This is a genomic window from Spirillospora sp. CA-142024 (assembly GCF_050942325.1).
Lineage (GTDB): Bacteria > Actinomycetota > Actinomycetes > Streptosporangiales > Streptosporangiaceae > Spirillospora.
Window position 1 is genome coordinate 7,141,200 of sequence record NZ_CP192077.1, and the last position, 25,401, is coordinate 7,166,600.

At 69.9% G+C, this 25,401-nt stretch carries 21 protein-coding genes and 1 pseudogene; 9 read left to right on the forward strand and 13 right to left on the reverse strand.

Translation table 11 applies throughout. The features are described 5' to 3' along the window. The first annotated feature begins 324 nt into the window (after positions 1–324). A complete protein-coding gene (locus tag ACQPZP_RS33745; RefSeq protein ID WP_433473736.1) occupies positions 325–774 on the forward strand; it encodes a hypothetical protein in 450 nt (149 codons plus the stop codon). Between the two features lie 248 nt (positions 775–1,022). Here the strand turns inward: ACQPZP_RS33745 and ACQPZP_RS33750 are convergent, their stop codons facing one another. Both ACQPZP_RS33750 and ACQPZP_RS33755 read right to left on the reverse strand, forming a co-directional pair. Beyond that, positions 1,023–1,553: a hypothetical protein gene (locus tag ACQPZP_RS33750; protein ID WP_433473737.1), complete on the reverse strand. Its 531-nt coding sequence runs from the start codon at positions 1,551–1,553 to the stop codon at positions 1,023–1,025. A gap of 230 nt (positions 1,554–1,783) precedes the next feature. Further along, positions 1,784–2,968 carry a VWA domain-containing protein gene (locus ACQPZP_RS33755; RefSeq protein ID WP_433473738.1) on the reverse strand — a complete coding sequence of 395 codons (1,185 nt, stop codon included), beginning with the start codon at positions 2,966–2,968 and terminating at the stop codon, positions 1,784–1,786. A 576-nt stretch (positions 2,969–3,544) separates the two neighbouring features. On the opposite strand from ACQPZP_RS33755, the gene ACQPZP_RS33760 reads away from it, so the two are divergent. The 5 genes from ACQPZP_RS33760 to ACQPZP_RS33780 all read left to right on the forward strand — a co-directional run bounded on the left by ACQPZP_RS33760 (position 3,545) and on the right by ACQPZP_RS33780 (position 8,219). Next, on the forward strand, positions 3,545–4,375 hold the full coding sequence (locus ACQPZP_RS33760) for an SAM hydrolase/SAM-dependent halogenase family protein (protein WP_433473739.1): 831 nt from the start codon (positions 3,545–3,547) through the stop codon (positions 4,373–4,375). 50 nt (positions 4,376–4,425) lie between these two features. Continuing rightward, the gene (locus tag ACQPZP_RS33765; protein ID WP_433473740.1) at positions 4,426–5,280 is read left to right on the forward strand and encodes an ABC transporter substrate-binding protein; all 855 of its coding nucleotides are present in this window, start codon (positions 4,426–4,428) and stop codon (positions 5,278–5,280) included. Further along, a complete protein-coding gene (locus ACQPZP_RS33770) occupies positions 5,241–6,149 on the forward strand; it encodes an amino acid ABC transporter permease (protein WP_433473741.1) in 909 nt (302 codons plus the stop codon). The genes ACQPZP_RS33765 and ACQPZP_RS33770 overlap by 40 nt, the downstream gene beginning before the upstream one ends. Then, positions 6,146–6,895 (forward strand): amino acid ABC transporter ATP-binding protein, encoded by a 750-nt coding sequence (locus ACQPZP_RS33775; RefSeq protein ID WP_433473742.1) that lies wholly within the window; start codon positions 6,146–6,148, stop codon positions 6,893–6,895. Before ACQPZP_RS33770 ends, ACQPZP_RS33775 begins: the two co-directional genes overlap by 4 nt. A gap of 379 nt (positions 6,896–7,274) precedes the next feature. After that, positions 7,275–8,219: a hypothetical protein gene (locus tag ACQPZP_RS33780; RefSeq protein WP_433473743.1), complete on the forward strand. Its 945-nt coding sequence runs from the start codon at positions 7,275–7,277 to the stop codon at positions 8,217–8,219. A gap of 79 nt (positions 8,220–8,298) precedes the next feature. Here ACQPZP_RS33780 and ACQPZP_RS33785 read toward each other — a convergent pair whose 3' ends face one another. From ACQPZP_RS33785 to ACQPZP_RS33830, 10 genes and pseudogenes are all read right to left on the reverse strand, one after another. Next, positions 8,299–9,927 (reverse strand): DUF2235 domain-containing protein, encoded by a 1,629-nt coding sequence (locus ACQPZP_RS33785; RefSeq protein ID WP_433473744.1) that lies wholly within the window; start codon positions 9,925–9,927, stop codon positions 8,299–8,301. Between the two features lie 20 nt (positions 9,928–9,947). Further along, positions 9,948–11,657 carry a thiamine pyrophosphate-binding protein gene (locus ACQPZP_RS33790; protein ID WP_433473745.1) on the reverse strand — a complete coding sequence of 570 codons (1,710 nt, stop codon included), beginning with the start codon at positions 11,655–11,657 and terminating at the stop codon, positions 9,948–9,950. Between the two features lie 27 nt (positions 11,658–11,684). After that, positions 11,685–13,397 carry a thiamine pyrophosphate-binding protein gene (locus tag ACQPZP_RS33795; RefSeq protein ID WP_433473746.1) on the reverse strand — a complete coding sequence of 571 codons (1,713 nt, stop codon included), beginning with the start codon at positions 13,395–13,397 and terminating at the stop codon, positions 11,685–11,687. Positions 13,398–13,446: 49 nt separating this feature from the next. Further along, positions 13,447–14,844, reverse strand: a complete 1,398-nt coding sequence (locus tag ACQPZP_RS33800; RefSeq protein ID WP_433473747.1) for a hypothetical protein — start codon at positions 14,842–14,844, stop codon at positions 13,447–13,449. Positions 14,845–14,856: 12 nt separating this feature from the next. After that, positions 14,857–17,766 (reverse strand): peroxidase family protein, encoded by a 2,910-nt coding sequence (locus ACQPZP_RS33805; protein ID WP_433473748.1) that lies wholly within the window; start codon positions 17,764–17,766, stop codon positions 14,857–14,859. 508 nt (positions 17,767–18,274) lie between these two features. After that, a complete protein-coding gene (locus ACQPZP_RS33810) occupies positions 18,275–18,430 on the reverse strand; it encodes a hypothetical protein (RefSeq protein WP_433473749.1) in 156 nt (51 codons plus the stop codon). Between the two features lie 57 nt (positions 18,431–18,487). Next, positions 18,488–19,657 (reverse strand): RNA polymerase sigma factor, encoded by a 1,170-nt coding sequence (locus ACQPZP_RS33815; protein WP_433473750.1) that lies wholly within the window; start codon positions 19,655–19,657, stop codon positions 18,488–18,490. Between the two features lie 199 nt (positions 19,658–19,856). Next, a complete protein-coding gene (locus ACQPZP_RS33820) occupies positions 19,857–20,111 on the reverse strand; it encodes an MMPL family transporter (RefSeq protein ID WP_433479719.1) in 255 nt (84 codons plus the stop codon). Between the two features lie 48 nt (positions 20,112–20,159). Continuing rightward, positions 20,160–20,474: pseudogene (locus tag ACQPZP_RS33825) on the reverse strand (MMPL family transporter); the annotation flags it as partial. Between the two features lie 27 nt (positions 20,475–20,501). After that, a complete protein-coding gene (locus ACQPZP_RS33830; protein ID WP_433479720.1) occupies positions 20,502–21,017 on the reverse strand; it encodes an MMPL family transporter in 516 nt (171 codons plus the stop codon). A gap of 328 nt (positions 21,018–21,345) precedes the next feature. Between ACQPZP_RS33830 and ACQPZP_RS33835 the strand changes: the two genes are divergently transcribed. Both ACQPZP_RS33835 and ACQPZP_RS33840 read left to right on the forward strand, forming a co-directional pair. Then, the gene (locus tag ACQPZP_RS33835) at positions 21,346–22,476 is read left to right on the forward strand and encodes a sensor histidine kinase (RefSeq protein WP_433473751.1); all 1,131 of its coding nucleotides are present in this window, start codon (positions 21,346–21,348) and stop codon (positions 22,474–22,476) included. Continuing rightward, a complete protein-coding gene (locus ACQPZP_RS33840; protein ID WP_433473752.1) occupies positions 22,473–23,135 on the forward strand; it encodes a response regulator in 663 nt (220 codons plus the stop codon). Before ACQPZP_RS33835 ends, ACQPZP_RS33840 begins: the two co-directional genes overlap by 4 nt. A gap of 35 nt (positions 23,136–23,170) precedes the next feature. Here the strand turns inward: ACQPZP_RS33840 and ACQPZP_RS33845 are convergent, their stop codons facing one another. Continuing rightward, positions 23,171–24,160: an ArsR/SmtB family transcription factor gene (locus ACQPZP_RS33845; protein ID WP_433473753.1), complete on the reverse strand. Its 990-nt coding sequence runs from the start codon at positions 24,158–24,160 to the stop codon at positions 23,171–23,173. Between the two features lie 59 nt (positions 24,161–24,219). Here ACQPZP_RS33845 and ACQPZP_RS33850 point away from each other — a divergent pair, with 59 nt between their 5' ends. Beyond that, positions 24,220–25,398, forward strand: a complete 1,179-nt coding sequence (locus ACQPZP_RS33850) for an MFS transporter (protein ID WP_433473754.1) — start codon at positions 24,220–24,222, stop codon at positions 25,396–25,398. Positions 25,399–25,401 lie beyond the last annotated feature (3 nt).

Below are 25,401 nucleotides of genomic sequence, written 5' to 3' on the forward strand. Positions count from 1 at the left end.
CGCCCCGCCGCCTCGCGATCCCCGGTCACTTCACGGCCGTCGGCTGTTCGCCACTCCCCCGTGATGAGCGTTGACGTCGGCGTCGTTACTGGTCCGCCGTAACGCGCGGCGTGAATCGCGAAAATTCGGAGATTGACATACGTCCGTCAGCCAGAGCGAAATAACCCGGGAATGCGCCGAGAGAAGTTGATCTCGGTAGGTGTGGCTGCGTACTGGAATGTGCGGCCGATGACCAGATCAGGTCACCCGCGGGGACGGCGCTTGCCGAGGACCTCAAGATCGCGGATCTTGAGGTCCTCCGCTCACTCCGCGAAGGAGCCGCCGATGAGTCTCCGCCGTGTCCCCACCGTCCTCGCCGCGGCCGCCATGCTGACCGGCGGTCTGGTCGCGACCGCCCCCGCCGCGTCCGCCACCTCGTTCAGCATCTCCAGCGCCAACGGCTGCACCCAGGCCCGGTTCAGCTACACCTACGGCAACCGCACCTTGGTCGCAGGCAAGTACGGCTACACCATCACCTACAGCGGGACCGTCTACGATTCGCCGTCCTGTTACAGCGACGGATACGGCGGTGTCATTCAGATCAGGTACCAACACAGCGGCGGTTTCGTGTGGGAGACGGTCGGCTGGTCTGAGCTGCGGAGGAACGAAGACAACGGCAGCGCCGGTTTCAGCGCCGTCGACGACGCCTGGTACGACGACGTGCACTTCCGCGTGTGCAACCGCAATCCCCGCACCGGAACGGTCGGCACCTGCGGAACACCCACCGGAAGCTGAAGCGGTCCCCGCCCTTCGGCGCGGCCTGCCATGCGCCCTCGTGCGCGCCCTCCTGGACGACCGTGCCGGGTACCCCGCCGGGGCACGCCACCGGTCCGGCCACCGGCACCGAGTGATCGGGACGTCCGGGAACCGGCCAGGCGGTACGCCCAGATCCAGGGCGTACCGCACTCGCAGCGCCGGCGCCCGATCGAGAGCGCCGCGGGGCACGCCTCCGCCGTCCTCGATCCCCTGGACCGGCCCATGGCTCAGCAGTAGGCGTTCGTCCTTATGTTCCAGACGTCGTACCAGTTGGCGGACCTGAACTGCCGCGAAGGGTCGACCACCGTGTCGGGGGCCGGATAGCACGCGATCCTGTCCATGATGATGCCCGAGTCGAGCGTTTCCGCGCCCACCTTGCCGTCTGAGCCGCCGACCTGGTTGTTGATGATCCACTGCAGGCTGGTGTTGTAGTTGAAGTCGGAGACGGTGTAGCCGCGCTCGTCGTACAGCCGGAAGACGTACCAGTAGTTCCGCGAGCTGGTCTGGTTCGACAGAACGTACAGGCAGACGTAGTACCTGGGGCATCCGGGCAGGTAGTTCCTCGACTCCTCGCCGCGCGGCCGGTCGATCTTCTGCCACGGGCCGCTGATGTCCTCGACTCGCGGCTCGCCGTAAGGACCGATGTAGGGGTCGGCGAAAGCGCTCGGCGCGAACGCGACCGTCGACAGCAGCATGGCGAGTGCTCCGACGAGAACCGCCGCCGATCTTCCCTTCGACTTCCGGGCCGTCTTGATCATTACCTGGCCTCCGATTCGGTGAGCCCTGACACGAGAGGCCCGGATCGCTGAGAGATCTCCCCTCCGCCGGACCCGCACTCAGCCAAACAGCCGGCGGCTTCATAACGGCTTCAGATGAGCTTCATCCCTGCTCGGGAGCCGCCGGGCCGGGCGTGATCAGCAGTGACGCCGGCCTGAAGCAGCCAAAAGTTCGGTGCCCGGAAAGGACGTGCACTTCCGCCACCGGCCTTTCAGTTCGAGCCGAGAGGTATTCCTTGAGCTCTGGCAGACCTCAGCCAATCGGGAAACTCCGAGAGGATGCGCTCATACAACTCGGTGTCGGTGATGTGGCCGATGTCGTCCACGGCGAAGAACCCGGCATTGTCGACGAGGCGTCCATCGAGGGTGTCGAGCTTCTCCAGAATGCCGTACCGGCCGTGGCCGAGGCCGATGAACTGCCAGAAGACGGGACGGTTCGACGCGTCACGTAGCAGGCGGGCGATCTGGGCGTCCTTGGCCACGCCGCCGTCGGAGAAGAACAGCACGAGGACCGGTTCTCCGGGGCGGGCGTCGTAGTACGCGAGGATGTCCGCGATCACCTGCGGTTCGTTGTTGCGGCCACCGAGGCCGACCCGGCTCCCGTCGGCGGCGACGGCCTCGTGCATGCGCACGTTGTCCCGCGTCCACGCCTCGATCTCGGCGACCCGCAGCGGCGGCAGCCGCGCGAACTCCGTCGCGAAGATCCACGCGTCCAGCGCCTCGTCGTCGTCCACCTGCAGCGCGACCGCCGCCATCCGCTCCACGATCTCGGCGACCACTCCTTCCTTGTACAGCCTGCGCATCGAGCCGGAGGCGTCCAGCGCCACGGCCACCCTCGCCCGCACCCCGCGGATGCCCTTCTTGTCCAGCGAGACGCGGACGGCCTCCTTCCGCAACGAGATCCGCTTCCGCAGGTCCACGTCGGCGGGCCGCTCGTCGGTCACGTCCACGCCGAAATCGGTGGCCAGGCCGGCGAGGCCGCTCGCCCATCCCTGCCCCACCGCCCGGATCTTCCACGCCTGCGCGCGCCGGTACACCTCGACGATGACGACCACCGTCTCCCCCGCCGCCATCGCAGGGGTCTCGAACGCGGGACCGCGGTGTACATCGGCGCGCACCGTGACGCCGTCGAACGTCCCGGGCCCGTCAACGCTGGCGACAAGCGCAACGGTCGAAACGTCACCGGGCACCGCGTCCAGGTCGATGACGACTTCCGCACCCTCCAGCCGCACCCCGTCCTGGGCAGGGTGGTTGAAGAAGACCAGATCCTCGTCCGACCGCACTCGCCGGTCATCGCCCAGCAGCACCGCCGACACGTCGATCGCCCCGCCCGCGGCAGTCACAGCGACCGTGACGCGCCCGCCGTCCAGCGTGGCGTTCTCCCCCTTGCGTAACATCGACCGCCTCCATCCCGGACGTCACCGCCCCGAACACTACGGTCTCTCTCCCACGTCACCGCGTGGCTTCGACGTTTCTTCAGCCTCCAGAAACGGCCGGCCAGATCGCCTCGGCCCCGGCACCGCACCCGGCGTCCAGCGCCGTGCCCGGCACCAGCTCACCGATCTCACGAGCGAGGTGGGGATTCGGCGGACGAGGTGGACCGCACGCTCGACGCCGGGCTGCGACGGATCGACCATCCTGCCGTTGCCCCCGCAGACCCGGAGGCATCCAGGCCTACAAGTTCGTCCTCCCCAGAGGAGACGACGACGCCGGACCCGACCTGCGCACCCTGACACCCGCACCCCGCATTGGTTCGGCGCCACCGGCGCCGGTCCCGTCGAGTACCTCAGCCTCATCGGCAGGCAAGGCGAACGTGCACACGTCCCCGCGGCAGCCAAGAACGCCGTACCGGCAGCGGGGGCCGTCCGACGCCGACGCCAGAGTGGTCGACCCGCGGGGCCTGGCTACTCTATCGTTTTGGTAGGATTCTGCTTCACTCTCCGCATCCCCGTCGTTTCCCGCCGAGGTCGCCCATGTCTGAAAGTCGCCCGTTCGTCAGCCTGGCGACCGACTTCGGCGCGGCCTATACGGCGATCTGCGCGGGGGTGGTGTACACGATCGCGCCGAGCGCGAACGTGCTGGTGCTCAGCGACGAGATCACCCCGTTCGACGTGCGTGAAGGGGCGATGCTGCTGCGGCAGGCACTGCCGTATCTGCCGGTGGGGGTGCACGTCGGGATCGTGGATCCGGGGGTGGGGACCTCACGCCGGCCGGTGGCGATCGCTACCGGGCGCGGTGACGTACTGGTCGGGCCGGACAACGGGCTCCTGGTGCCGGCGGCGGAAATGCTGGGCGGGATCGTCGGTGCCCATGCGCTGGAAAATCCCGCCTTCCGGTTGCCGGGGGTCTCGACGTCCTTCCATGGACGTGATGTCTTCTCCCCCGCCGCCGCGCACGTCGCGGCCGGTGTGGACGTGGCGGACCTCGGTGCGGCCGTCGACCCGCTGCCGTTGAACGTCCCGGCCGCGGTGGCGGAGGATGACAAGTTGACCGTTCCGGTGCTCTACACCGACCGGTTCGGTAGTCAAGTGCTGGGCGCCGAGCGCGGCGACCTGGCGGCGGCGTTCGGCTCCCTGGAGCCGGGCACTCCGCTCGATGTGGAATGGAGCGGTGCGGACGGGTCGTCCCGCACGGCCCGCGTCCCGTTCCAGCTCACCTTCGGCAGCGTCGCCGTGGGAGAGCCCCTGCTGTGGATCGACTCGTCCGGCTGGCTAGGCCTGGGCGTCAATCAGGGACGGGCCACCGATGTCCTCGGCCTGGCCGGAGCGCGGAGTCTCACCCTGCGCGCAGTCCCGCGGTCATGATTCCTAAACCCTCACTGCTGGAGGCATCTCCTGTGATCCGCCGTCCCCTCGTGGCCACGCTTGCCGGTGTCGCCGCGCTCGCCCTCGCAGTCTCGGCCTGCGCCCCGCAGGATGAGGACTCCAACGCCTCGGCGAGCAAGAGTCCCGCCTCCTGCGCCAAGGACAAGCTGCCGCTGAAGTCGGCCGGCAAGCTCACGATCGCGACCGACAAGCCCGCGTTCGAACCGTGGTTCAAGAACGACGACCCGTCCAACGGGCAGGGTTTCGAGGGCGCCGTCGCCTACGCGGTCGCCGGCCGGCTTGGATTCGGCAAGGACCAGGTGGTGTGGAAGACCCAGTCGTTCGAGTCGTCGTACGCCCCGGGGCCGAAGACCTTCGACTTCGACATCAACCAGATCTCGGTCACCCCAGCGCGTGAGAAGGCGGTGGCGTTCAGCGACGGCTACTACGACGTGCAGCAGGGCGTCGTGACGCTCAAGGGCGGCAAGTACGAGAACGCGGCGACCGTCGCGGAGTTGAGCAAGGCGCGTATCGCGGTGCAGGTCGGGACGACGGCGCTGCAGGCGGTGAAGAACCAGATCAAGCCCGCGGACGAGCCGAAGATCTTCAACACGCAGATCGACGCGGTGAACGCGCTGAAGAACAAGCAGGTGGACGTGCTGGTGGTGGACCTGCCGACCGCCTTCTACGTCACCGCCGCGCAGATCGACGGCTCGAAGATCGTCGGTCAGCTGCCGCAGTCCCAGGGCGGCGCCGCCGAGCATTTCGGGTTGCTGATGGAGCGCGGCAGCGGGCTCGCCGGGTGCCTGAACCAGGCGATCGGGCAGCTGAAGTCGTCCGGTGAGCTGGCGAAGATCCAGCAGCAATGGCTGACCTCGTCGGCCGGCGCGCCCGTCCTGAAGTGACCGCGCCTGCGGGCGGGAAGACCGCCTGGGTCAAGAGCGAGCGGCAGCTCGAACGGGAGCGCCGGCGGCGCCGCGCCGACGTCCGGTCCGGATCGGTGGCCGCCGCGTCGACGGTGCTGTGCGCCGCGATCGTGGTCGTCGTCGTGGTGGGTTCGCCGGGCTGGCCGCGCGTGCACGAGACGTTCTTCAACTGGGGCGAGCTCACCGGGTCGTTCCCCGACGTGCTGCGCGGCTTCTGGTTGAACGTGCGGATCTTCCTGATCGCCGAAGTGGCGATCCTGGCGCTGGGGCTGCTGGTCGCGCTCGCGCGGGGGCTGAGGACCCCGCTGCTGTTCCCGGTACGGGCGCTCGCCGTCGCCTACACCGACGTGTTCCGCGGCATCCCGACGATCCTGCTGGTGTACCTGGTCGGGTTCGGGCTCCCGGCGCTGCGGTTGCAGGGCATCCCCGAGAGCCCGGCGGTGCTGGGCGGGTTCGCGCTCGTCCTCTCCTACGGGGCGTACGTCGCGGAGGTGTTCCGGGCCGGCATCGAGTCCATCCACCCCAGCCAGCGCGCCGCGGCCCGCTCGCTGGGGCTCAGCAAGGCGCAGAGTCTGCGGTACGTGGTGCTGCCGCAGGCCGTGCGCCGGGTCGTCCCGCCGCTGCTCAACGACTTCGCCTCGCTGCAGAAGGACACCGCACTGGTCGCGGTGCTCGGCCCGCTGGAGGCGCTGCGGCAGGCGCAGATCCACTCGGCCGACACCTTCAATTACACCCCCTACCTGGCCACGGCGGTGCTGTTCGTCGCGCTGACGGTGCCGATGGCCCGGTTCACCGACCATCTCGCGGCGCGCGCCGAACGCCGCCGCGCCCCTGGAGGCGGCCGATGAGCGAACCTCTGCTGCGCATCGAGGGCGTGTGGAAGACCTATCACGCCCATCCGGTGCTGCGCGGCGTCGACCTGGACGTCGCACCGCACGAGGTCGTCTGCCTCATCGGCGCCTCCGGATCGGGCAAGTCGACGCTGCTGCGTTGCGTGAACGTCCTGGAGACCGTCGACGACGGCGCGATCTTCCTGGAGGACGACGACATCACCGACCCGGGCGCCGACCCTGACCAGGTCCGCAAACGGATCGGGATGGTGTTCCAGTCCTACAACCTGTTCCCGCACATGTCGGTGCTGGACAACATCACCCTCGCCCCCCTCCGGGTGCACAAGCGGCCGAAGGCGGAGGCCACCGAACAGGCGCACGAACTGCTGAAACGGTTCGGCCTGTCCGACAAGGCGGGCGAGTACCCCGACCGGCTGTCGGGCGGCCAGCAGCAACGGGTCGCGATCATCCGGGCCATGGCCACCCGGCCGAGCCTGCTCCTGCTGGACGAGGTGACCTCCGCGCTCGACCCCGAACTGGTCACCGAGGTCATGGGCATCATCCGGGAGCTCAAGGACTCCGGCATGACGATGATCCTGGCGACCCACGAGATGGGATTCGCCCGCGACATCGCCGACACGGTCTGCTTCCTCCACGACGGCGTCCTCCTGGAACACGGCCCGGCGGAGCAGATCTTCGAGGAGCCCACCGAGCCGCGCACCCGCGAGTTCCTCAGCCGCGTCCTGGAGTCCCGCCGCCTCTGAACCGGCGGCTCCCAGGCGGCAGGCGGATCTGTGGTGGCGTAGCCGCAGGTCATCGACGGGCGGGGGCTTCGCGCCCCCGCCCGTCACGGCTCTCACACGCCTGCCCCCGCTGACAGTGACGTCTCCTACCACAGTCCACTCGGCACACCGAAGGTAGCGGCCCGCCCCGCGTGTGACCTTCGTCTTTTCTTCACCGGTCGTACGGCGCATGGCGCGCGCCTCGACACGGTCCTGACTGTTCTGGCCCCAGCGCCAGGACATGTCCGGATTCCACTGGATTTCGGCGTGTCCTGGCGCGATCGGCCAGGGCACGCCGTGATCCACGGGATCACAACCACCCTCCGTCCTCGGGGCGGGGGGGTGTCCAAAGGAGCAACCGATGTTCTACGCGGTTGTGGTGTTGGAACTGATCATCCAAACGATCGGTTACCTCTTCACCGCCGTGATCGATCCGCTCGCGGGCGGGCTGATCATGGCTACGGTCGGCGCTCTGGGAATCTCGCTCTTCGCGAGGCTGAAGACCCGGAGGGCCCTCCCGCACCGGTCGCTGAGCGACTACCAGCGCGTGATCGTCCGCCGCCTCATGTGGGGCAACGTGATCGTGAACGTCCCGTTCGTCGTCGGTGTCCATTCCGTGGGCATCGGGACGATCGCGACAATGTCGGCCCTGGGGCCCTTGTGCCTCAAGGGCCGCAAGCTGTGGGAGAACAGGAAGTCTCGCATTGCGAGGCTGCAAATCGCGCTCCGTGGCATCATGGCCGTGGGCGTGATCGTCGTCAACAAACCGTTGGAAGCGTTCGGGGACTTCCACATGGACATGTTGCTCGGTCTCGCCTGCGGTCTCCTGAGCGCCTGGAGTTACTGGAACTACCTCCACTGCCTGTTCGGCGATGTCATTCCGGACGAGGAAAGGCTCGCACTCGTAGCGGTGGCCGATCTGCGCTCGCTTCCCATCATCGCCGTCACGGTGCTGGTGGGGGGCTTCGCCATCGGAGGCGGGTATGCCGCGCTGTCGCCGAAGGTGCTCCTCTTCGGCGCCATCGCCGGCATCCTGGCCTTCATGATTCCGACGATCATGGCCGCCTGGGCAGGAGGCAAGGTTCCGGAGTCGGTGTCGGGCATGCTCTACCTGCTCGACAGTCCGATCGGAAATGTGGTCGGCCTTCTGGGCGCCTCTCTCGGTCTTCTGGGCAGGGAGCAGGCCCCCGATGTCTGGGGCTGGATCGGGATGGTGGTCGTGGTGGGAGCCGCGCTCGCCGCCAAGATCCTTCCGTTCCCGGAGGAGCCGCCGCACGTCGGCCCTTCCGTCAAGGGAGGGCCGTAGCACAAGTCCTGCCTGCGGTCACGTCGGCCGGACGGCACATCGGACTGCGGTACGCGTCCCGCGTACCGCAGCCTGACGATCATCCACTCGCGGGGAGAGGCCGCTGCCTCTCCCCGTCTTCCTCCCGCACGCCATGGCCCGCGGAGACCATGGTCACGGTGAGCTGGACACTGCCCCGGTTGTCGCCGCTGGAACCCCAGGCGTCGTTGGCGAATGTGTACAGGTAGCCGCTCTTGCGTACCCGCCGGCGTGTTCCCGCGCCGATCGCAATGCGTTCATGGGCGGTGATCTCGCCCGTGACGCTCACCGCGTCGTTGGCGACGACGCCCACGAGCGACATCCAGGGCAGGCGCACGTCGCGGCGTGCCCCGATCGAGTGGGCCGCCCGGTTCCCGGTCGCCGCGCCGAAGAGGCGCTCCACCCCGCCGAGCAGGGTCCGCACGAGCCGGAGCCGCTCGGTCAGCGGGTTGAAGCGGCGCAGACCGCCGGTACCGGCCGGGCCGGACACGATGCCGCCGTCCAGCCACTCGCCCTCGGCGGTGAAGAGGTACTCACCGGCCTCCAGGTAGAGCCCTGTCTCGTTCCACGGCTCGCCTGCGAACACCTCGACGGTCTCCGGCCGCCCCTGCGACAGGACCTTGGTAGGACGATACGGTCCGGTGGTGATGGGCGACCTCCGCTGCCGGTCGTACACCGACTGGTGGACGGCCGGGTCGCGCTCGCTCGGGTCGATCTTGGGCACCGCGCGCGGCCGCGGCTGGAGGGCGACTTCGAGCAGCGGCCGGAGCTTGAGGTCGGCCAGAGGCTCGACCACTCCGATCATGCCGCGGTCGTCGTCGTGCAGGACGTCGAGGGGATCGGGCCGGATCTGGTCCACCATCGTCTTGCGGAAGCCGAGCGGGAGCTCGCCGCCGCGCACCTCGTCGATCATCCACTGGAGCGCACCATTGCTCAGGCCCGTGCGCAGGTGCCCGCCGCCCACGTCCTTGTGGCTGCCGGGGAACCACACCTGCTTGACGTCCTGCCCGCCGGTGAACGGCTCGGCCCACAGTGCCGGGACGTAGGGGGCGCGGCGTTCGTCCATGGCCACCGCGTGCCGCGCGTGCCTGATGTACGGGTTGAGTCTCAGGTCGTGGAAGTCATGGCCGCGGGACGGGTCGAGCAGATTGAGCCAGCCCAGGTAGTCGGGGATGCCGAGCGAGCCGACGGTGTCCCACACTCCGACGAAGTGCACCGGAATCCGTTCCCGGTCGTCCGGGTCGTACCGGAAGGCCAGGCCGCGCCGCCATCGCCGGCCGGTGCCGCGCTCGCGGTAGCCGTGATCGTAGACGTGCCGGACCTTCTCGCGGACCGTCGCCTCGCCCATCCCGGTGGTGTCGATCAGCCCGCAGGACGAGATCATGCCGGCGAGGCTGCGCGCGGTGTACGCGCCGCGGCTGAAGCCGAACAGCCAGATGCGGTCGCCCGGGCGGTATTCGCCGACGAGCCAGCGGTAGGCGTCCATCACGTTGTCCGACAGTCCGAGCCCGAACGCGCCTCCGAGCAGCCTGTTCCGCAAGGTGCCCACACCCGGCTGGTAGCAGGACAACTGCCGGTGACCGTCCTCGTCCGTGTTGTCGAGGGCGTTGTACAGCCGGCGCACGTTGGTGACGGACTCCATTTCCGGCGTGTTCCATGTGCCGTCGCAGCACATGATGAGATGACGCATGCCTTCCTCCGTGAATGACGTCATCGGTCGCGGAAGCGTTTCTCGAAGGTCTCGACCAGGCCGGCGATCACGCCCTCGGGCGAGGGGCTGTAGTGCGGGATGGCCCACCGGGTGATGACGGCGTCGATGACCGTTGGACGGCCCGAGGCCAGCGCCGTGCGGAACGCGTCCTCGAACTCCTCCAGCGTCTCCACGCGGTGGCCGTCGGCGCCGCATGCCCGGGCGTACGCGGCGAAGTCCGGGTTCTCGAATTCGACGAGCGCGGACTCGCCGTAGGTGGCGATCTGGAAGATCTTGATCAGCTTGAATTCCCGGTCGTCGAAGATGACCCAGATGACGGGGATGTCATTTTCGACCGCGGTCATCAACTCGAACCCGGACAGCGAGTAGCAGCCGTCGCCGCAGCCCACGACGACCGTCCGGTCCGGGTGGGCGACCTTCAGCCCGATGGCGCCGTTCACGTGCCCGGCCATCGGCCCGAACGAACCGGCCTTGCGGAAGTTCTGGCCCTCCTGGAGCTCCACGTAGTAGCCGAGCCAGGCGAGGTGCGCGCCTGCGTCGGCGAGCAGGATCGCGCGCTCCGGCAGCATCCGGCCGATCGCCTGCGCCAGCTCTCCGGGGTGGATCTTCCCGGTCAGGTGGACGATGTGCCGGGCCTCCCAGTCCCGGCCGTCGACCTCGGCGCCCGGGACATCGCCCACCTTCTTCTCCAGGGCGTCGTGCAACGCCGCCACCGCCGGCCGGGCGTCGGACAGGAGCTCGTGGTCGGGCTTGAACGCCTTGCGGAACTCGGTGTCGCTGATGTTCACGTGGATGAGCGTCTTGCCGTCGAACAGGTCCGGGCGGTAGTTGAACGTGGCGTGCTGGTTGAGGGAGTTCCCGATGCACAGGACGACATCGGCCTCCCGGAAGGCCTTCCAGGCACTCGCGTGGCCGCTGTCGGCGAAGACGCCCACCGAGAGCGGATGCCCCTCCGACACGATGCCCTTGCCGTCGAGCGTGGTCAGCAGCGGGATCTGGAACCGCTCGATGAGCCGCCTGATCTCCGTTCCCGCCCCGCTCAGGACGGCGCCGAACCCCACGAGTGCCACGACGCGCCTGCGGTTCGCGATCGCGTCCGCCAGGACGGATGCGATCTCCTCCACGCGGGCCGGGTCGGGCAGGACCGGCGCGACATCGAGCCGGACGGGCCGGACGTTCCCGACCTCCACCCCCCGTTCGGTCAGATCCTCGGGCACGTGGATGTGCACCGGGCCCGGCCGCCCGGCGAACGCGATGTTCACCGCTTCCTCGACCACGTCGCAGGTGTCGTCGGCGTCGGTGAGCAGGAACGACTTCTTGGTCGTGGCCGCGAACATGGCCTGCGAGTCGGGCGTCCTGTTCAGGCCGGAGGTCTCGTTGAGCGACCCCCATCCCTGCCATTTCCGGGAGGCGTATCCCGAGACGGCGAGGACGGGGTAGGAGTCGGACATCGCCACGGCCAGACCGGAGAACAGATTGAAGGCCCCGGGCCCGGCGGTGGCGAAGCAGAAGCCCAGCTTGCCGGTGTACATCGCGTACCCGCACGCCATGAACGACGCCGCCTGCTCGTGCCGTGCGATGATCGGCCTGATCCGCCGGGAGTGCTTCAGCGCCAGCATGAGCCCGGCGGCGTTCTCCCCGGCACCGCCGAAAGCGGCCTCGACGCCGATGTCCTCCAGGCCCTGGACGATGGCCTCGTAAACCCTCATCGTTCCTCCCGGTGCGGGCGGCCGCCGTCACTCATGGCGCAACCGCTTTTCGAGCGTCTCCCAGGCGCCGTGGAGCACGCCCTTCGGCGAGGTGCTGTAGTGCGGAAGGGCCCATCGGGTGATCTTGGCGTCGATCACGGTCGGCCGGCCCGATCCGAGGGCCGTCCGGAACGCGTCCTCGAACTCGTCGATCGTCGTCACGCGATGGCCGTCCGCACCGCACAGGCGCGCGTACGCGGCGAAGTCCGGGTTCTGGTACTCCACCAGGGCGGACTCCCCGTAGGTCGCGAGCTGGTAGAGCTTCACGAGCTTGTACTCGTCGTCGTTGAAGATCACCCAGATCACCGGCACGTCGTACTGGACGGCGGTCAGCAGTTCGAACCCGGCCAGCGCGTAGCAGCCGTCGCCGCAGCCGACGACGACCGTCCGGTCGGGCTGCGCCAGCTTCACCCCGATGGCGCCGTTGACGTTCCCGGCCATCGGCCCGAACGCGCCGATCTTGCGGAAGTTCTGGCCCTTCTCCAGGTCCACGTAGTAGCCGAGCCAGGCCAGGTGAGCGCCCGCGTCGGCGAGCAGGATCGCGCGCTCGGGCAGCATCCGGCCGATCTGCTGCGCCAGCCGGCCCGGATGGATCTCGCCGGGGAGCCGCGCGATGCGCCGCGCCTCGTAGTCCTGGCCCGCGACGCGCGCCGGCTCGACCGGCCCGGCGGCCCGCTCCGCCAGCGCGTCGCCGATCGCCTCGACCGCCGCGCGCGCGTCGGAGACGAGCCGGTGCTCGGGAACGTAGAACTTGCCGATCTCACTCGCCGCGATGTTGACCTGGATGAGCGTCTTGCCGTCGAACAGGTCCGGCCGCAGCCCGAAGGTCGAATGCTGGCTGAAGGAGTTGCCGACGGCGAGCACCACGTCGGCCTCGCGGAACGCCTTCCACGCGCTCGCGTGGCCGCTCTCGGAGAACACCCCGATCGCCAGCGGATGGGTTTCGGCGATGATCCCCTTTCCGTCCAGCGTCGTCATCACGGGGATCTGGAACCGTTCGGCGAGGCCGAGCACCGCCTTCTCCGCGTGGCTGCGGATCGCGCCGAAGCCCGCGAGGACAACGATCTTGCGGTCGTCGCGCAGCGCGCCGGCCAGGACGTCCGCGATCGCCTCGACCTCTTCCGGGTCGGGCAGCACCGGCGCCACATTGACGGCGACGTCGTGATAATCACCGGTGGTCACCTTTTCACGGGTGAGATTCTGCGGCACGTGAATGTGCACCGGCCCGGGACGTCCTTCGAACGCGATGTTCACGGCCTCTTCGAGGACGTCGCTCGTGTCGCCGGCGTGGGTGAGCAGAAAGGACTTCTTGGTCGTCGCGCTGAACATCGCCTGCGAGTCGGGCGTGCCGTTCAGCCCGGAGGTGTCGTTCACCGCGCCGCGCCCGCGCCAGGCGAGATCGACGTAGCCGGTGATCGCCAGTACCGGGTAGGAGTCCGACAGCGCGACCGCGAGACCGGAGAACAGGTTGAACGCCCCCGGACCGACCGTCGCGAAGCAGACGCCCAGCCTGTCGGTGTACATCGCGTACCCGCACGCCATGAATGAAGCCGCCTGCTCGTGCCGCGTCATGATCGGCCTGATCCGCCGCGAATGCCGGAGTGCCAGCATGAGGGAGGCGACGTTCTCCCCGTTGCCGCCGAACGCGGTGTCGACGCCGGCGCTTTCCAGTCCCCTGACGAGTGCTTCGTAGACCTGCATCGTCCCCCCTTCGGTCAGGCCGCGGCCGCGGTCCGCCGCCCGCGTGGATTCACGGCGGTGGCCCGCCGTCCGGCGTGCCGTGCCACCGCTCCGAATGCCGGGCGTGCGCGTCGGTCGTCCCGTTCACGAAGAAGCGCTCGTAGTACTCCGACTCGATATGGTGCGTCTGCAGCCATATGCCGGGCACATGAATGGCGTCGGCGTGTGCGGGGAACCGCCCGTGCGTGTCGTGGATGTACGTGCAGATGTCGCGTGCGCAGTCGATCACCCGCTGGTCGTACGCGCTCGCCTCGGCCAGGTACCGCTGACCGTAGTCGCCCTTGTAGATGCGGGCGAAGAGGTCCTTGTCGGCGTAGACGCCGTTCGGCCCGAACTTCGCCGCGACGACGGCGTCGACCGCCTTCTCCATGGACGGGTAGTTGGGCGGGCAGGCGGCTTTGATGAGGTGCTCCCCGTCGGCCCGCAGCCCGATCGGATGGGAACGCGCCGAGGCGTACTTCGGCAGAGGTATGTGCCAGCGCAGGATGTCGGCGGGACGGAAGCGCGGCGTCACGAAGTCGAATCCCAGCATCCGGCCGTAGGTGCGGGAGAACTTCGGATCGCCCAGCGCGATGAGCGGGTGGATCGACGCGTGGATCCAGGCGCCCAGGCCCATCGCGTCCGAGACCAGCATCATGTTCTGCAGGAGAAGGTCGGCCTCGATCTGGGTGCGCATCGGCCCCAGAGCGCCGAGCGGCAGTTTGATGTCGGCGTTCAGAAAACCGTTCTGCACCCATTTTCGTACGCCCGCCGGACGGTAGAAATTGCGGTCGTCGAGAATGACGGGCCTCGCCCCTTCCGGCTGGGTGAGCAGGTACATCAGCGCGTTGATGTACTGGTGGGAGAGGTCGACGACCGGCAGGAAGACCGTGGTTCCCGGAATGTTGGACAGGAAGCGGTTGGAGTCGAGGTAGGCCGGGAAGTCGCGCTTGCCCTCCGCGACGTCGAGCCGGTGGTCCAGGACCTTCACCTTGGCCCGGCGCGCCCGGTCGACCAGCGTGGCGGCGTCGAACGGCAGGTCCGGCGCGGGCGGCAGCTTCCGCAGGAAGTAGGTCCCGGTGTCGTTGATCATGAAGAAGTGGGTGCCCTGCGCGTTGTCGGGGCTGCCCGCCGTCCGCCCTTCCATGGTGAGGTTCGGCTTGGCCATGATCGACGTCCCGTCCCGCGGGTCCTCGAACAGGCGGTCCGGCATGGTCAGGCCGGAGCAGCCGGTGAGCGCGATGAGCACCGCCTCCTCAAGGTCCTCCAGCGGCATCGGCCGGTGCGGGGAGCGGTAGCTCATCGAACCGGCGGGGACGGACGCGCCCCGGCTGACCCGGTGGGTCCGCCGCCTCCAGATGGTCTCCAGCACCGGCTGGGAACGAAGGGCCTCCAGGCCCTGGTGACCGGTCAGGCGGTCCACGGACATGTCGTCCTCCTCTCAGCCGTGCCGGACACCGGGTGCGTGCCCGTCCGCGGCGGCCCGCCGCCACGGCGCGAACGCGCTGGTGTCCCTCGGCAGGACGGCGGCCAGTTCGGGGCAGTGGCGCAGGATGACGCTCGTCATGCCGTTGCGTTCGATCCAGTCCATGCCGAGCGGCGTGTAGATCTCGGGCCGGAAGTCGACGGTGAGGAAGCGGTCGCTCTGCAGCCGGCGGCTGGCCATGAGGATGAAGATGCGGAAGGCCGTGTCGCTGAACCCGAAACCCTCGGGCGGATTCTCCGCGAAGAGGCCGACCATGGTGTCGATCTCGTCGACGCTCCGGTAGAGGTCCTTGAGCCGCGCCACCGTCTCCGGATCGGTGCTCAGATCCTCGAAGCGCCGGATGCGGGGCTTGTGCAGGCCGGCGCGGAAGTCGTTGTAGCGCGGGACGCCGCGCCGGCGGCTGCGCACGAGGTCGACGACGGACAGGTCGATCACCTCTCCGTCCCGTTCGAACGCCTGGAGTGCGCGCGGGTAGTTGTACAGGGTGATCGCGCCCGGGTTGGCGATGCCGAGCGAGAAGAGCGAGTTCGTCAGCCCGACGTCGCGCATGACCCCTTCGGTCGCGCTGCCCTGAAGGTCGGTGAACCCCAGGGTGCGCAGCGTCCGGCCGGACCCGTGATCGGCCATCTCGTAGTCGTCCGGGATCAGCGGATGCATCCGGTAGACGGTGACGAAGTCCTCGGTGAGCGAGTAGGGCGCGGTGTGGTGGTCCGGCAGCGTCTCGGGGATGCCGGTGCGCGCGTGCGTGTCGACCAGCCACAGCCCCAGCCGGCTCAGCCAGTTCCGCGGCGGACCCGACCAGTTGGCGTTCAGCCCGATCTCGATCAGGTCGGTGGCGAGGATGGCCGGGGTCCACTCGACGGTGTGGATCTTGGCGATGAGGGCGGAGACGATGAGCCTCGCGGTGTGGTAGACGCTGTCCTCGTCCATGCGGGGATACTCGCTCCGCAGGGCCTCGCACACGGTGTTGTGCTCGCGCGCGAAGAGGGTGTGCATGGCGCTGAGACCGAGCCACCAGTTCTCCCTGAAGCCGGTGAGCGGGATGCCGTCCGCGCCGCCCGGCAGATGGCCGTCCTCCAGGCGCAGGGCGGCGCCCCCGTCCGGCTCGCGCAGTGACCGCGCCATGATCTCGTCGCCGCCGTAGACCTCTGAGCCGTCCCACCAGTGGGAGGCGATGTTGGAGAACAGGATCGGCGGCCCGGCCGCCGCGTCGCCGGGGTGGACGCCCTCGTTGTCGGCGAAGCGCATCACGCTCTCGGCCTCTCCGCCCGGGGTGTTGTGCCATGTCATGCCGGGCGGCAACGGGACCTCGACGTTCTTCGTCCCGGTCGGGCACCGCTTGTGCGCGACCCAGTCGTGCACCTGGAACTGGATCCACGCGGCGGCGATGACGTTCAGCGAACGTGCCGGAATGAACTCCCTGCGGTGGAGCAGTTCCCTGCTGACGGTCACCGGGTTGGGCTCGTTGAAGAGGTGGGGCTGATAGACGGGGGCGAGATTGCGCCCGAACGGTGAGCCGATGGAGCCCATCGACGGCGCGGACAGATCGTTGTACGTGCCGTCGTAACTGCGCCTGACCCGCAGTTGCTCATCGATGGGCGGGGGCACGGGACGAGCCCCCGGAGGGGCCTCGCGGACTTCGGTGTCGATGAGGTTGCGGCGGCGCAGTTCCTGCCGGACGACCTCGACGTTGAGGAGACCGGCCGGGGTCGGCAGCCTGTGCCAGGGAACGCGTTTGTTGAGCGCGCGGAAGCCGGTCCGCAGGAGCCGTCCGACGACGACGTTGCGCTTCGGGGGCGGCGTGCTGAACCGGAGTTTCCGGCGATGGGCGCTGGACGCCTCGTACGCGGCCTTGCGGGCGCGGTTCATGTTGCCGAGCGGCCGGAACTCCTCGGTGGTGTTCCAGGGGTCGAACGCCATTTCGTCGACCCGGGCGGCGGCGCCGCGCGCGTCCGCGGTGTCGAGGTTCTGCCTCGGGATCGTCAGCGTCGCCACCGGGACGACCGGTGCGTCTTCGTCCGCCCAGTCGGCGGCGCCGTCCTCGATGGGCGTCCGCCGGGGGTCCACATAGCGCTGGACGGCCAGTTCGAAGCTGATGTCCGCGCCGGCCAGCCGTGCGGAGATCTCACGCGTGAGGTAGTCGGGATCGGTCTGCGACGGTGGAGGTGCCGGCGTCGCTCCCGCGGAGGGCCGGAGCCGGAAACGCACTGGCCCGCCGTCGCCCCACAGGATCGCACCACGGCTCCAGTACGTCTCCAGGGCGAGGCTCCGCACCTTGTGCCGGGCACCCGCGGACACGTTTCGCCGCATGCGCGTGGCGGTGGACCAGCCCACCGCCGCGGGCAGTTTCAGGAACAGCGCCACCCCCTTGCGCAGGTTCGTGTCCGCGCCCGCCATCGCCTGTGCGAACGCGACGAACTCGCGCGCGTTCCGCGCGTGGGAGACGGGAAAGTTCGTCATGAGGAGGTCATGGGCCTCGTCGGGGCCCACCTGAATCCGCAGCGCCGCACCGCGCAGGTCGGGCGCGAAGTCCGCCTGCCGCGCGCCGCTCGCGTTGGACAGCCGGACGGTGACCGGGTAGGCGGCACCGGGCTGGGCGAAACCGGCGCGGAGGTCGTCGGGAAGATCCGGACGGAACGTCAGCCTTGCGTTCTCGACGCCGAGGATAGCCTTCGCGTGGAAGGCGCGGTCGATCCCCGCCGCGCGGCGACGCTTCTTGATCTTCGACTGGACGCGCATGATGTCGCGGGCGAGCTTCTCGAAGTGCACCCGCTCGACCTCGGGACTGCCGCCCACGTAGCGCTCGTACCCGCCCGCCGGAGGAGCCCCGCCCACAGTGCGCTCGCGCCGCTCGGTCTCGTACATCCGGCCCCCCGCCGATCAATTACTCAGCCGACATTTCTCCATTCCGCCAAAGCCGATCCTCGCATGCGAAGAAACCGATCCAAATAACGCCAAGACAAGACCCTGAAGATCATCCTTTAAATCAACATTTCAACTAAAGGTCTGCACCGCATTCCCCAAAGACACGTTCATCCCCAAGGGCTCGCGCCGCCACGGGCACCCACTCCCAAATAGGGTGAAATCGCCACTGTCAACGAATGGGCGACCTGCTGCGAAACACGCCCCGGCCGTCCAGAGCGGCGAAGTGTTCGGAGACTGCCGCGGCGGCGCTGATCAGAGGGGGACGATCTCGGCCAGGATGACGTGCCCGCTGCTACCGCATGGCCTGGAGGCGCCGACACGGCATTTCGCGCTTACATGACCTGGGCCCGACCCTCGGGGGCCGGGCCCAGGCGAAGCGCTGAGATTGTCCAGTCGCCGTTGTTGCTGCTCAGCCTGCCGATCTCAGCAGGCTCAGATCAGCCCGGTCTCATTGCAAACGCCGGCGCCGGCGGCAGAGGCGCCGGCGGCGGCGAGGATGGAGGAGCTGCATGCTGATCTCGCGGTCGACCTCTTGTTCGGTGCGGCCGGCTGTCACATCGACGACCGCGGCCACGGCGTAGTCGATCGTGACGCCCACCGTCACGGTGCGACGAGTGGCCTGGGCCTCCCTGAAAGCAGCTCGCACCGCAGGGCGGTCGGGTCAGCGGCCGGTCAGGCCTCCGACGATCGGGGAGGTGACACCGCCGACGATGTCGGTGATGGGCTTGAGCGGGTTGTCCGAGCCCGAGTCGTCGTCCGGCGGCTGCTCGGGCGACTTCTGCGGGGGCGGCGGGGGCGTCTGCTGCCGCGAAGTCGGCGGGGTGGCGGGCGGCGCGGACGGGGTGTCGCGCTCGGGCTCCGAGGGCTTCGCCGGGCGGTTCGATCCGCCGTCCGGGCCCGTGGGCTCCTCGGTGACCGGGCTCCGCTTGGCGGTCGTCGGCGTCGCGGTCGGAGCGGGGTCCTGCTTCCCGGCTCCCGGGCTCTTCGACGGCTCGTCGGTGACGCCGCCCGCCGGGACGGGGCCCGGACGGGTGTTGTCGTGCGGTCCGAGGGCGTTCGCCGCGCCGCCCCCTCCGGACGGCCACGTCATCAGCAGGCCGGCCGCGACCGTGGCCGCCACCCCGGTGGCGCCGCCGACGGCCTTGAGGGCCGCCTTGCGCCGGTGGGCGCCGCCCCGCCTCCGCTCGGTCGTCCCGGCCTCGGAGCCGATCACCACGAGCTGGCCGGCCGGGGCGGCGGGCGCGCGGCCGAACTCATCGCGCTCGGGGTCGGCGGTGGTCAGCACCTGGTCGCGCAGCGGGGCGGGCGCCCAGGTGGGGGCACGGCGGGCCAGCAGGTGCGGGAGCCGTCCCTTTTCGAACGCCGCGATGACGTCCATGTGCTTGGCGGGGTCGGCGACGCCGCGGATGAGGGCGTCCAGGACGAGCCGTTCAAGCGCGGTGCGGGCCTCGTGCACCAGTTCGCGCACGGTGCCCAGCGAGACGCGCAGGACGCTGGCGATGTCGCGGAACTCCAGCCACTTGCCCGCGGACAGCAGCAGCGCCTCGCGGTGGCCGGCCGACAGCTCGCCGACCGCCTTCAGCAGCGGGTCGGCGTCCGCCTGGGCGAAGACGGGACGGCCGTGGCGGCTGAACGCCCCCCGCTCGGAGCAGACCGTGCGGGTCAGGTGGTGCAGCCACAGCACCGTCTCGCCGCGAGCCGGGTAGCGCACCGCCTCGGCGAGCGTGACCCTGAGCGCGTCCGCCGCGCCCTGGTCGCCGAGCAGCGACCAGCAGTGCGCGTACAGGCGGTGCGCGTGGGCGTCGTAGAGGGTTTCCAGGTCGCCGTGCATGTGACCTCCGCGTGAGGTGGCCGGGGGGCAGCCGTTCCGGGAGCGGACTATGAGACAGGCCGTCCGTAGCACGCTTGAGAACGGGACTCTAGTGCACAACGCGACGGATGAGAAGCGAGCGGTCTCTGAGAGTAGCGGATTCGACGTATCGGGACATACTTTCCAGCCGAAAGGGCGGAGACGACCGGCGCCCGGCGGCTCAGCCCCGGGCCTCTTCTCCGACCTCGGGGCGTGGAGCCGCGGCCGCCTTCGGCGCCCGGCGTCCGGGCATCCACCAGTTGGCCTCGCCGCACAGTTCCATCACCGCGGGGACGAGGATCATCCGGACGACGGTGGCGTCGATGAGCACGGCGACGGCCATGCCCAGGCCTATCTGCTTGACCGAGACGTCCGGGCCGAGCAAAGGGGTCATGAAGACGGCGATCATGATCGTGGCCGCGGCCGTGATCGGCATGTCGGTGGGGAAACCGAGGACCGAGCCGAGCCGTCCCCATTGCACGACCGCGACCAGCACGCCGTAGGCGGCGCCGATCGACAGCAGGTTCATCACGGCTGCCTGCAGCGCGATCGTGACCGACCGGACCAGGGCGATCAGCAGCACCAGGGACAGCACGATGACCACCGCGATCATCAGGGGCAGGCGCGAGCCGACATCCTCGGCGAAGTCGATCGCGCCGGCGTTCGGGCCGCCGACGTAGACCTCCTCGCCGCCGGGCGCCTTGGGCAGCACGTCGTCGCGGAGCGCGTGCACCAGGTCCGCGGTCGCCTCGTCCTGGTATCCGGTCTTGGGGAAGGCCATGAAGATGGCGGCCTGCCCGTCCTTGCTGACGCGAGGCGGCGTCGCCTAGGCGATGCCCTCGGTCTTCCTGACCGAGTCGACGACGGGACTGAGATCGGCGTCCTTGGAGTCGACCTCCGTGGCGAAGATCAGTGGTGCGCCGTAGCCCGGACCGAACCCCTCGGAGAGGATCTCGTGCGAGGTGTTGCGCTGCGCCACGCCGGTCATCAGCCGCTGTCCCATGGCGACCAGGCCCAGCAGCGCGATCACGACGGTCGTGCCGGCGAACAGCACCGCGCGGCCCGCGGTCGTGATGGCCTTGACCGTGGCGCTCTCAGGCTCGTCGCCGTCCTGCAGGCTCTCCTTGTAGCGGGTCACGATGAACAGTGCGTAGTCGATGCCGACACCAAGCCCGATCATCGCGGCGACGAGCGCGGTGAAGTCCGGCGAGGGGACCACGTACCCCACGAGCTTGGTCAGGGCGATGCCGCCGAGGATCGCCATCAGTGCGGTCACGATGGGCAGGCCCATCGCCACCAATGACCCGAAGGCGATGAACAAGATCACGGCTGCCGCCAGGATGCCCGCGCTCTCGGCCGGACCCTGCGGGGGGCGTCTCGGCCTTCTCCGCTCTTTCCCCGCCCAGCCCCATCGTCACGCCGTCACCGGAGGCGTCCTTGACCACACTCCGGCCGTCGAATTTCAGCGGCTCGAAAGGAAGAGGAAATCGAGCAGGGAAACCGAGACCTCCCGAACGGGTGGAGCTCTGGCGGGACTGGCCCGGTTCTGTTGATGGCGCATCCCGTTACCGCGGAAGCCGCGGGCGGCGCGGAAGTACTGCGTGTGCGGTAGCCGGGCACTCGTCCGCGGGCAGGAGTCGTGGGCGGAAAGACCTGGCTAGGGTGCGCCTATGAGCACAGCACCGTCCCGTCTCTGGGCCAGGACCGGCGGCTGGGTGATCGCCTTCTGCGTGGCGGCGGTGCTGCTCGTCACGGCGCTGACCGACGATCACTCCGCCACGGACCTCGACGTACTCGGCTACACGCTGGTCGTGACGGGCGGCCTGGCGCTGGCCGCCGGACGCCGTGCGCCGGTCCCCGTCCTGGTCGTCACCGGGCTGTGCGCGGTGGGCTATCGCGCGCTCGGTTTCGAGGTGCCCGCCGTGGCGTACCTGTTCGCGGTGTACACCGCCGTGCGGTCGGGGCATCGGGTCGCCACGCTGGCGCTGAGCGTGGCCCTGCTGGCCGTTCTTCCGTTCGCGGTCATGGCCTCCCCGGCGGGCGGGTCCGCGGCCGATGCGATCGCGCAGGCCCGGGGCGTCCTGGAGCTGGCCTGGCTGGTCGCCGCCGGTGCGGCGGGCGAGGCGCTGCGGCAGGCCGAGCGGCGGGCGGACGAGGCCGAGCGCACCCGCGAGGAGACCGCCCGGCTGCGCGCGAGCGAGGAGCGGCTGCACATCGCGCGGGAGCTGCACGACTCGCTCACCCACCAGATCTCGATCATCAAGGTGCAGTCCGGGGTCGCCGTCCACCTGGCCCGCAAGCGCGGCGAGGAGGTGCCGGAGTCGCTGCTGGCGATCCGGGAGGCCGCCCGTGAGGCGACCCGGGAGCTGCGCGCGACCCTGGAGACGCTGCGCGACGACGCCGGGACCCCCTCACACGGCCTCGACCACGTGCCCGACCTGGTGGAACGGGCTCGCGGGATCGGCCTGAACACGACGTTGACGATCGAAGGGCAGCGGCACGACGTGCCGACGGCCGTGGACCGGACCGCCTACCGGATCGTCCAGGAGGCGCTCACCAACACCGCCCGCCACGCGGCCGCGGCCACCGCGTCGATCCGGATCGACTACCGTCCCGGCACCCTCGCGATACGGGTCGACGACGACGGCAAGGCCGAACCCGGCACCGCCCCGGTGCCCGGCGCCGGACTGCTCGGGATGCGCGAGCGGGTCACCGCCCTCGGTGGCCGCCTGCGCGCGGAACCGCGCGGCGAGGGCGGCTTCAGCGTCCAGGCCGAGCTCCCCGTCGGCCGGCCGTCGTGATCCGTGTCCTGCTGGTCGACGACCAGCCGCTCCTGCGGAGGGGATTCCGGGCGCTGCTCGACGCCGAGGACGACATCGAGGTGGTGGCCGAGGCCGCCGACGGCGCCGAGGGCCTCGCGCTCATCAGGGAGCACTCGCCCGACATCGCGCTCGTCGACATCCAGATGCCGGTCATGGACGGCATAGAGACGACCCGGCGCATCGCCGCGGACCCGGACCTCGCGGGTGTGCACGTCGTCATCCTGACCAACTACGGCCTCGACGAGTACGTCTTCAACGCGCTGCGCGCCGGGGCCGCCGGATTCCTCGTCAAGGACATCGAGCCGGACGACCTCCTGCACTCCGTGCGCGTCGCCGCGCGCGGGGACGCGCTGCTCGCACCGTCGATCACCAGGATGCTGATCAGCCGGTACGTCGCCGAGCCGCTCACCACGGTCGCCGGCCCGGGGCTGAGGGAGCTGACCAACCGCGAGCGCGAGGCCGTCGCCCTGGCCGCGCGGGGCCTGTCCAACGACCAGATCGCCGGGCGCATGGTGATCAGCCCCGTGACCGCGAAGACCCATATCAACCGGGCCATGATCAAGCTCCGGGCCCGGGACCGCGCGCAGCTCGTGGTCCTCGCCTACGAATCCGGGCTGGTGACACCCGGAAACGGGTGAGCCCGCCGCCCGCGCGGCCTGGCGGTGTGCGGGCGTCACCCCGGACCGCCGGCCTGCGCTTTCACGAGGGCGTCGCCGACGGACGTGCGGTAGTAGAGGACGGACCGTCCGGCGCGGCGCCGGTCGATCAGGCGGGCGTCGAGCAGCACCCTGAGATGGCGGCCGACCGAGCCGAGCCCCTGGCCGGTCAGTGCCACGAGGTGCGTAGTGCTCAGCGGTGTCGCGAGCAGGACGAGAACGCTCGCGCGCGCCGCCCCGAGGAGCCGTTCGAGCGCCTCGGGGACGGCGGCGTCGTCCGCGCCGGCCAGCGGACCCGAACAGGGGTAGACGATCACGTACCGGGACGGATCCGGGTCCTCCCAGGCCACCCACCCCGCCCGTGGCGTGACGGGGACGAAGAGCAGCTGTGCACCGGAGATGTCGCGCGGTGGAAAATCGTGGACGTTGATCTGCAGGCGGCCGTCGCCGAGCCAGCGCATCCCCGGACGCATGTCGTCCAGCGCGGCCGCCCACCCGCCCTGGCTCAGCTGGCCGGCGCGGGCGACCGCGTCGGCTTCGATGACGCGGCGGCGGCGCTCCCAGTCCCGCTCGACGGTGTGCGTCCACACCCACTCCAGCAGGCCGGCGATCCGCTCGGCCACGTCCGGACGGCGCAACCCGGCGGAGAGGGGGTGCCCCAGCGAGACGTCCAGGTCGGCATGCGCCCGCTCAGGCGGGGTCCGGCGAACGGTGGCGAGCTCTTCGTCGAACGTCGGCGAGCCCACGCCGGGGTGGGGTGGGGTGAGGAAGTCGGCGATCCACCTGGTCTTGGTCCCGAGGGCCGCCTTCAGCAGCGCGGCGGTGATGGGCTCCTGCCGGAGCATCCGCCGGTACGCGTCCAGGTGGGCGTCGAGCCATGCCCGCTCTCCCGGATGCGCGGCATCGCCCCTGTCCAGGACCTTCATACAGGCGGTCGTCTCCGCGAGGGCCGAGACCACGAACCGCCCGCCCGCGAGCGTGTCCGCGTTGATCAGCCACCACCCCATGTTTCGCCTCCGCGCGAAACATTACCGGCGGCCCGCCGGCGCCTCGGACCCTTCGGATCATGCACACGTATCGGGCTCTCTTCCGCACCCCCGAGTACACGCCGCTCTTCGCGTCGTTCACGGTCCAGGCGTCCGCACAGACGGTCGGCGCGCTGGCGCTCGGGACCCTGGTGTACGACTCGACCCGGTCGCCGCTGCTTTCGGCGCTGAGCATGTTCGGCGGCTCGTTCGCCCAGATGATCGGCGCGCTGACCATCCTGTCTGCCGCCGATCGCCTGCCGCCGAGGGCCGCGCTCGCCTGCACCGCCCTGATCTTCGCCGCGGGCACGGCCGTCCTTGCGGTGCCCGGCCTCCCGGTGGCGGCCCTGTTCGTCCTCGTGCTGGGCCTCGGGCTGGTCGCCTCGCTCGGCAGCGGCGTCCGCTACGGGCTGTTGAGCGAGATCCTTCCCAAGGACGGCTATCTCATCGGCCGCTCGGTCCTGAACATGTCCGTGGGAACCATGCAGATCTGCGGATTCGCCGTCGGCGGCGTCCTCGTCGTCGCGCTCTCGCCCCGGGGCGCCCTGCTCACCGGCGCCGCGCTCTACCTCGTCACCGCGGCGATGGCCGTGGCCGGTCTGAGCCGGCGCCCGCCCCGGGCCGCGGGCCGCCCGAGTCTCCGCGAGACCTGGCACACCAACGTGCGGCTGCTCTCCTCGGCGCCGCGCCGCTACACCTATCTGGCGATGTGGGTGCCGAACGGGCTGATCGTCGGCTGCGAGGCCCTCTTCGTCTCGTACTCCCCGCACCACGCGGGGCTCCTGCTCGCCGTGGCCGCCGTCGGCATGCTGATCGGCGACACCGTGACGGGCCGTTTCGTCCCCCGGCATCTGCGGGAACGCCTCGGCCCGCCGCTTCGCCTCCTCCTGGCCGTCCCGTACCTGCTCTTCGCCGTCGACCCGCCGCTGCCCCTCGGCGCGGCGGCCGTCCTCCTGGCCTCGATCGGCTACGCCGCGACGCTGCTCCTCCAGGAACGCCTCATGGCGTTGACCCCGGTCTCCATGCACGGCCACGCCCTCGGCCTGCATTCGTCCGGCATGCTCACCATGCAGGGCGTCGGCGCGGCCGTGGCCGGCGGTGTGGCCCAGGTGACCTCCCCGGCGACCGCGATGGCTCTCATGGCCGCCGCCTCGGTGACCGTCACCCTCGCCCTGGCCCCCGGGCTGCGCCCCCTCCCCGAACTCCAGCCCGCGAGGTGATGC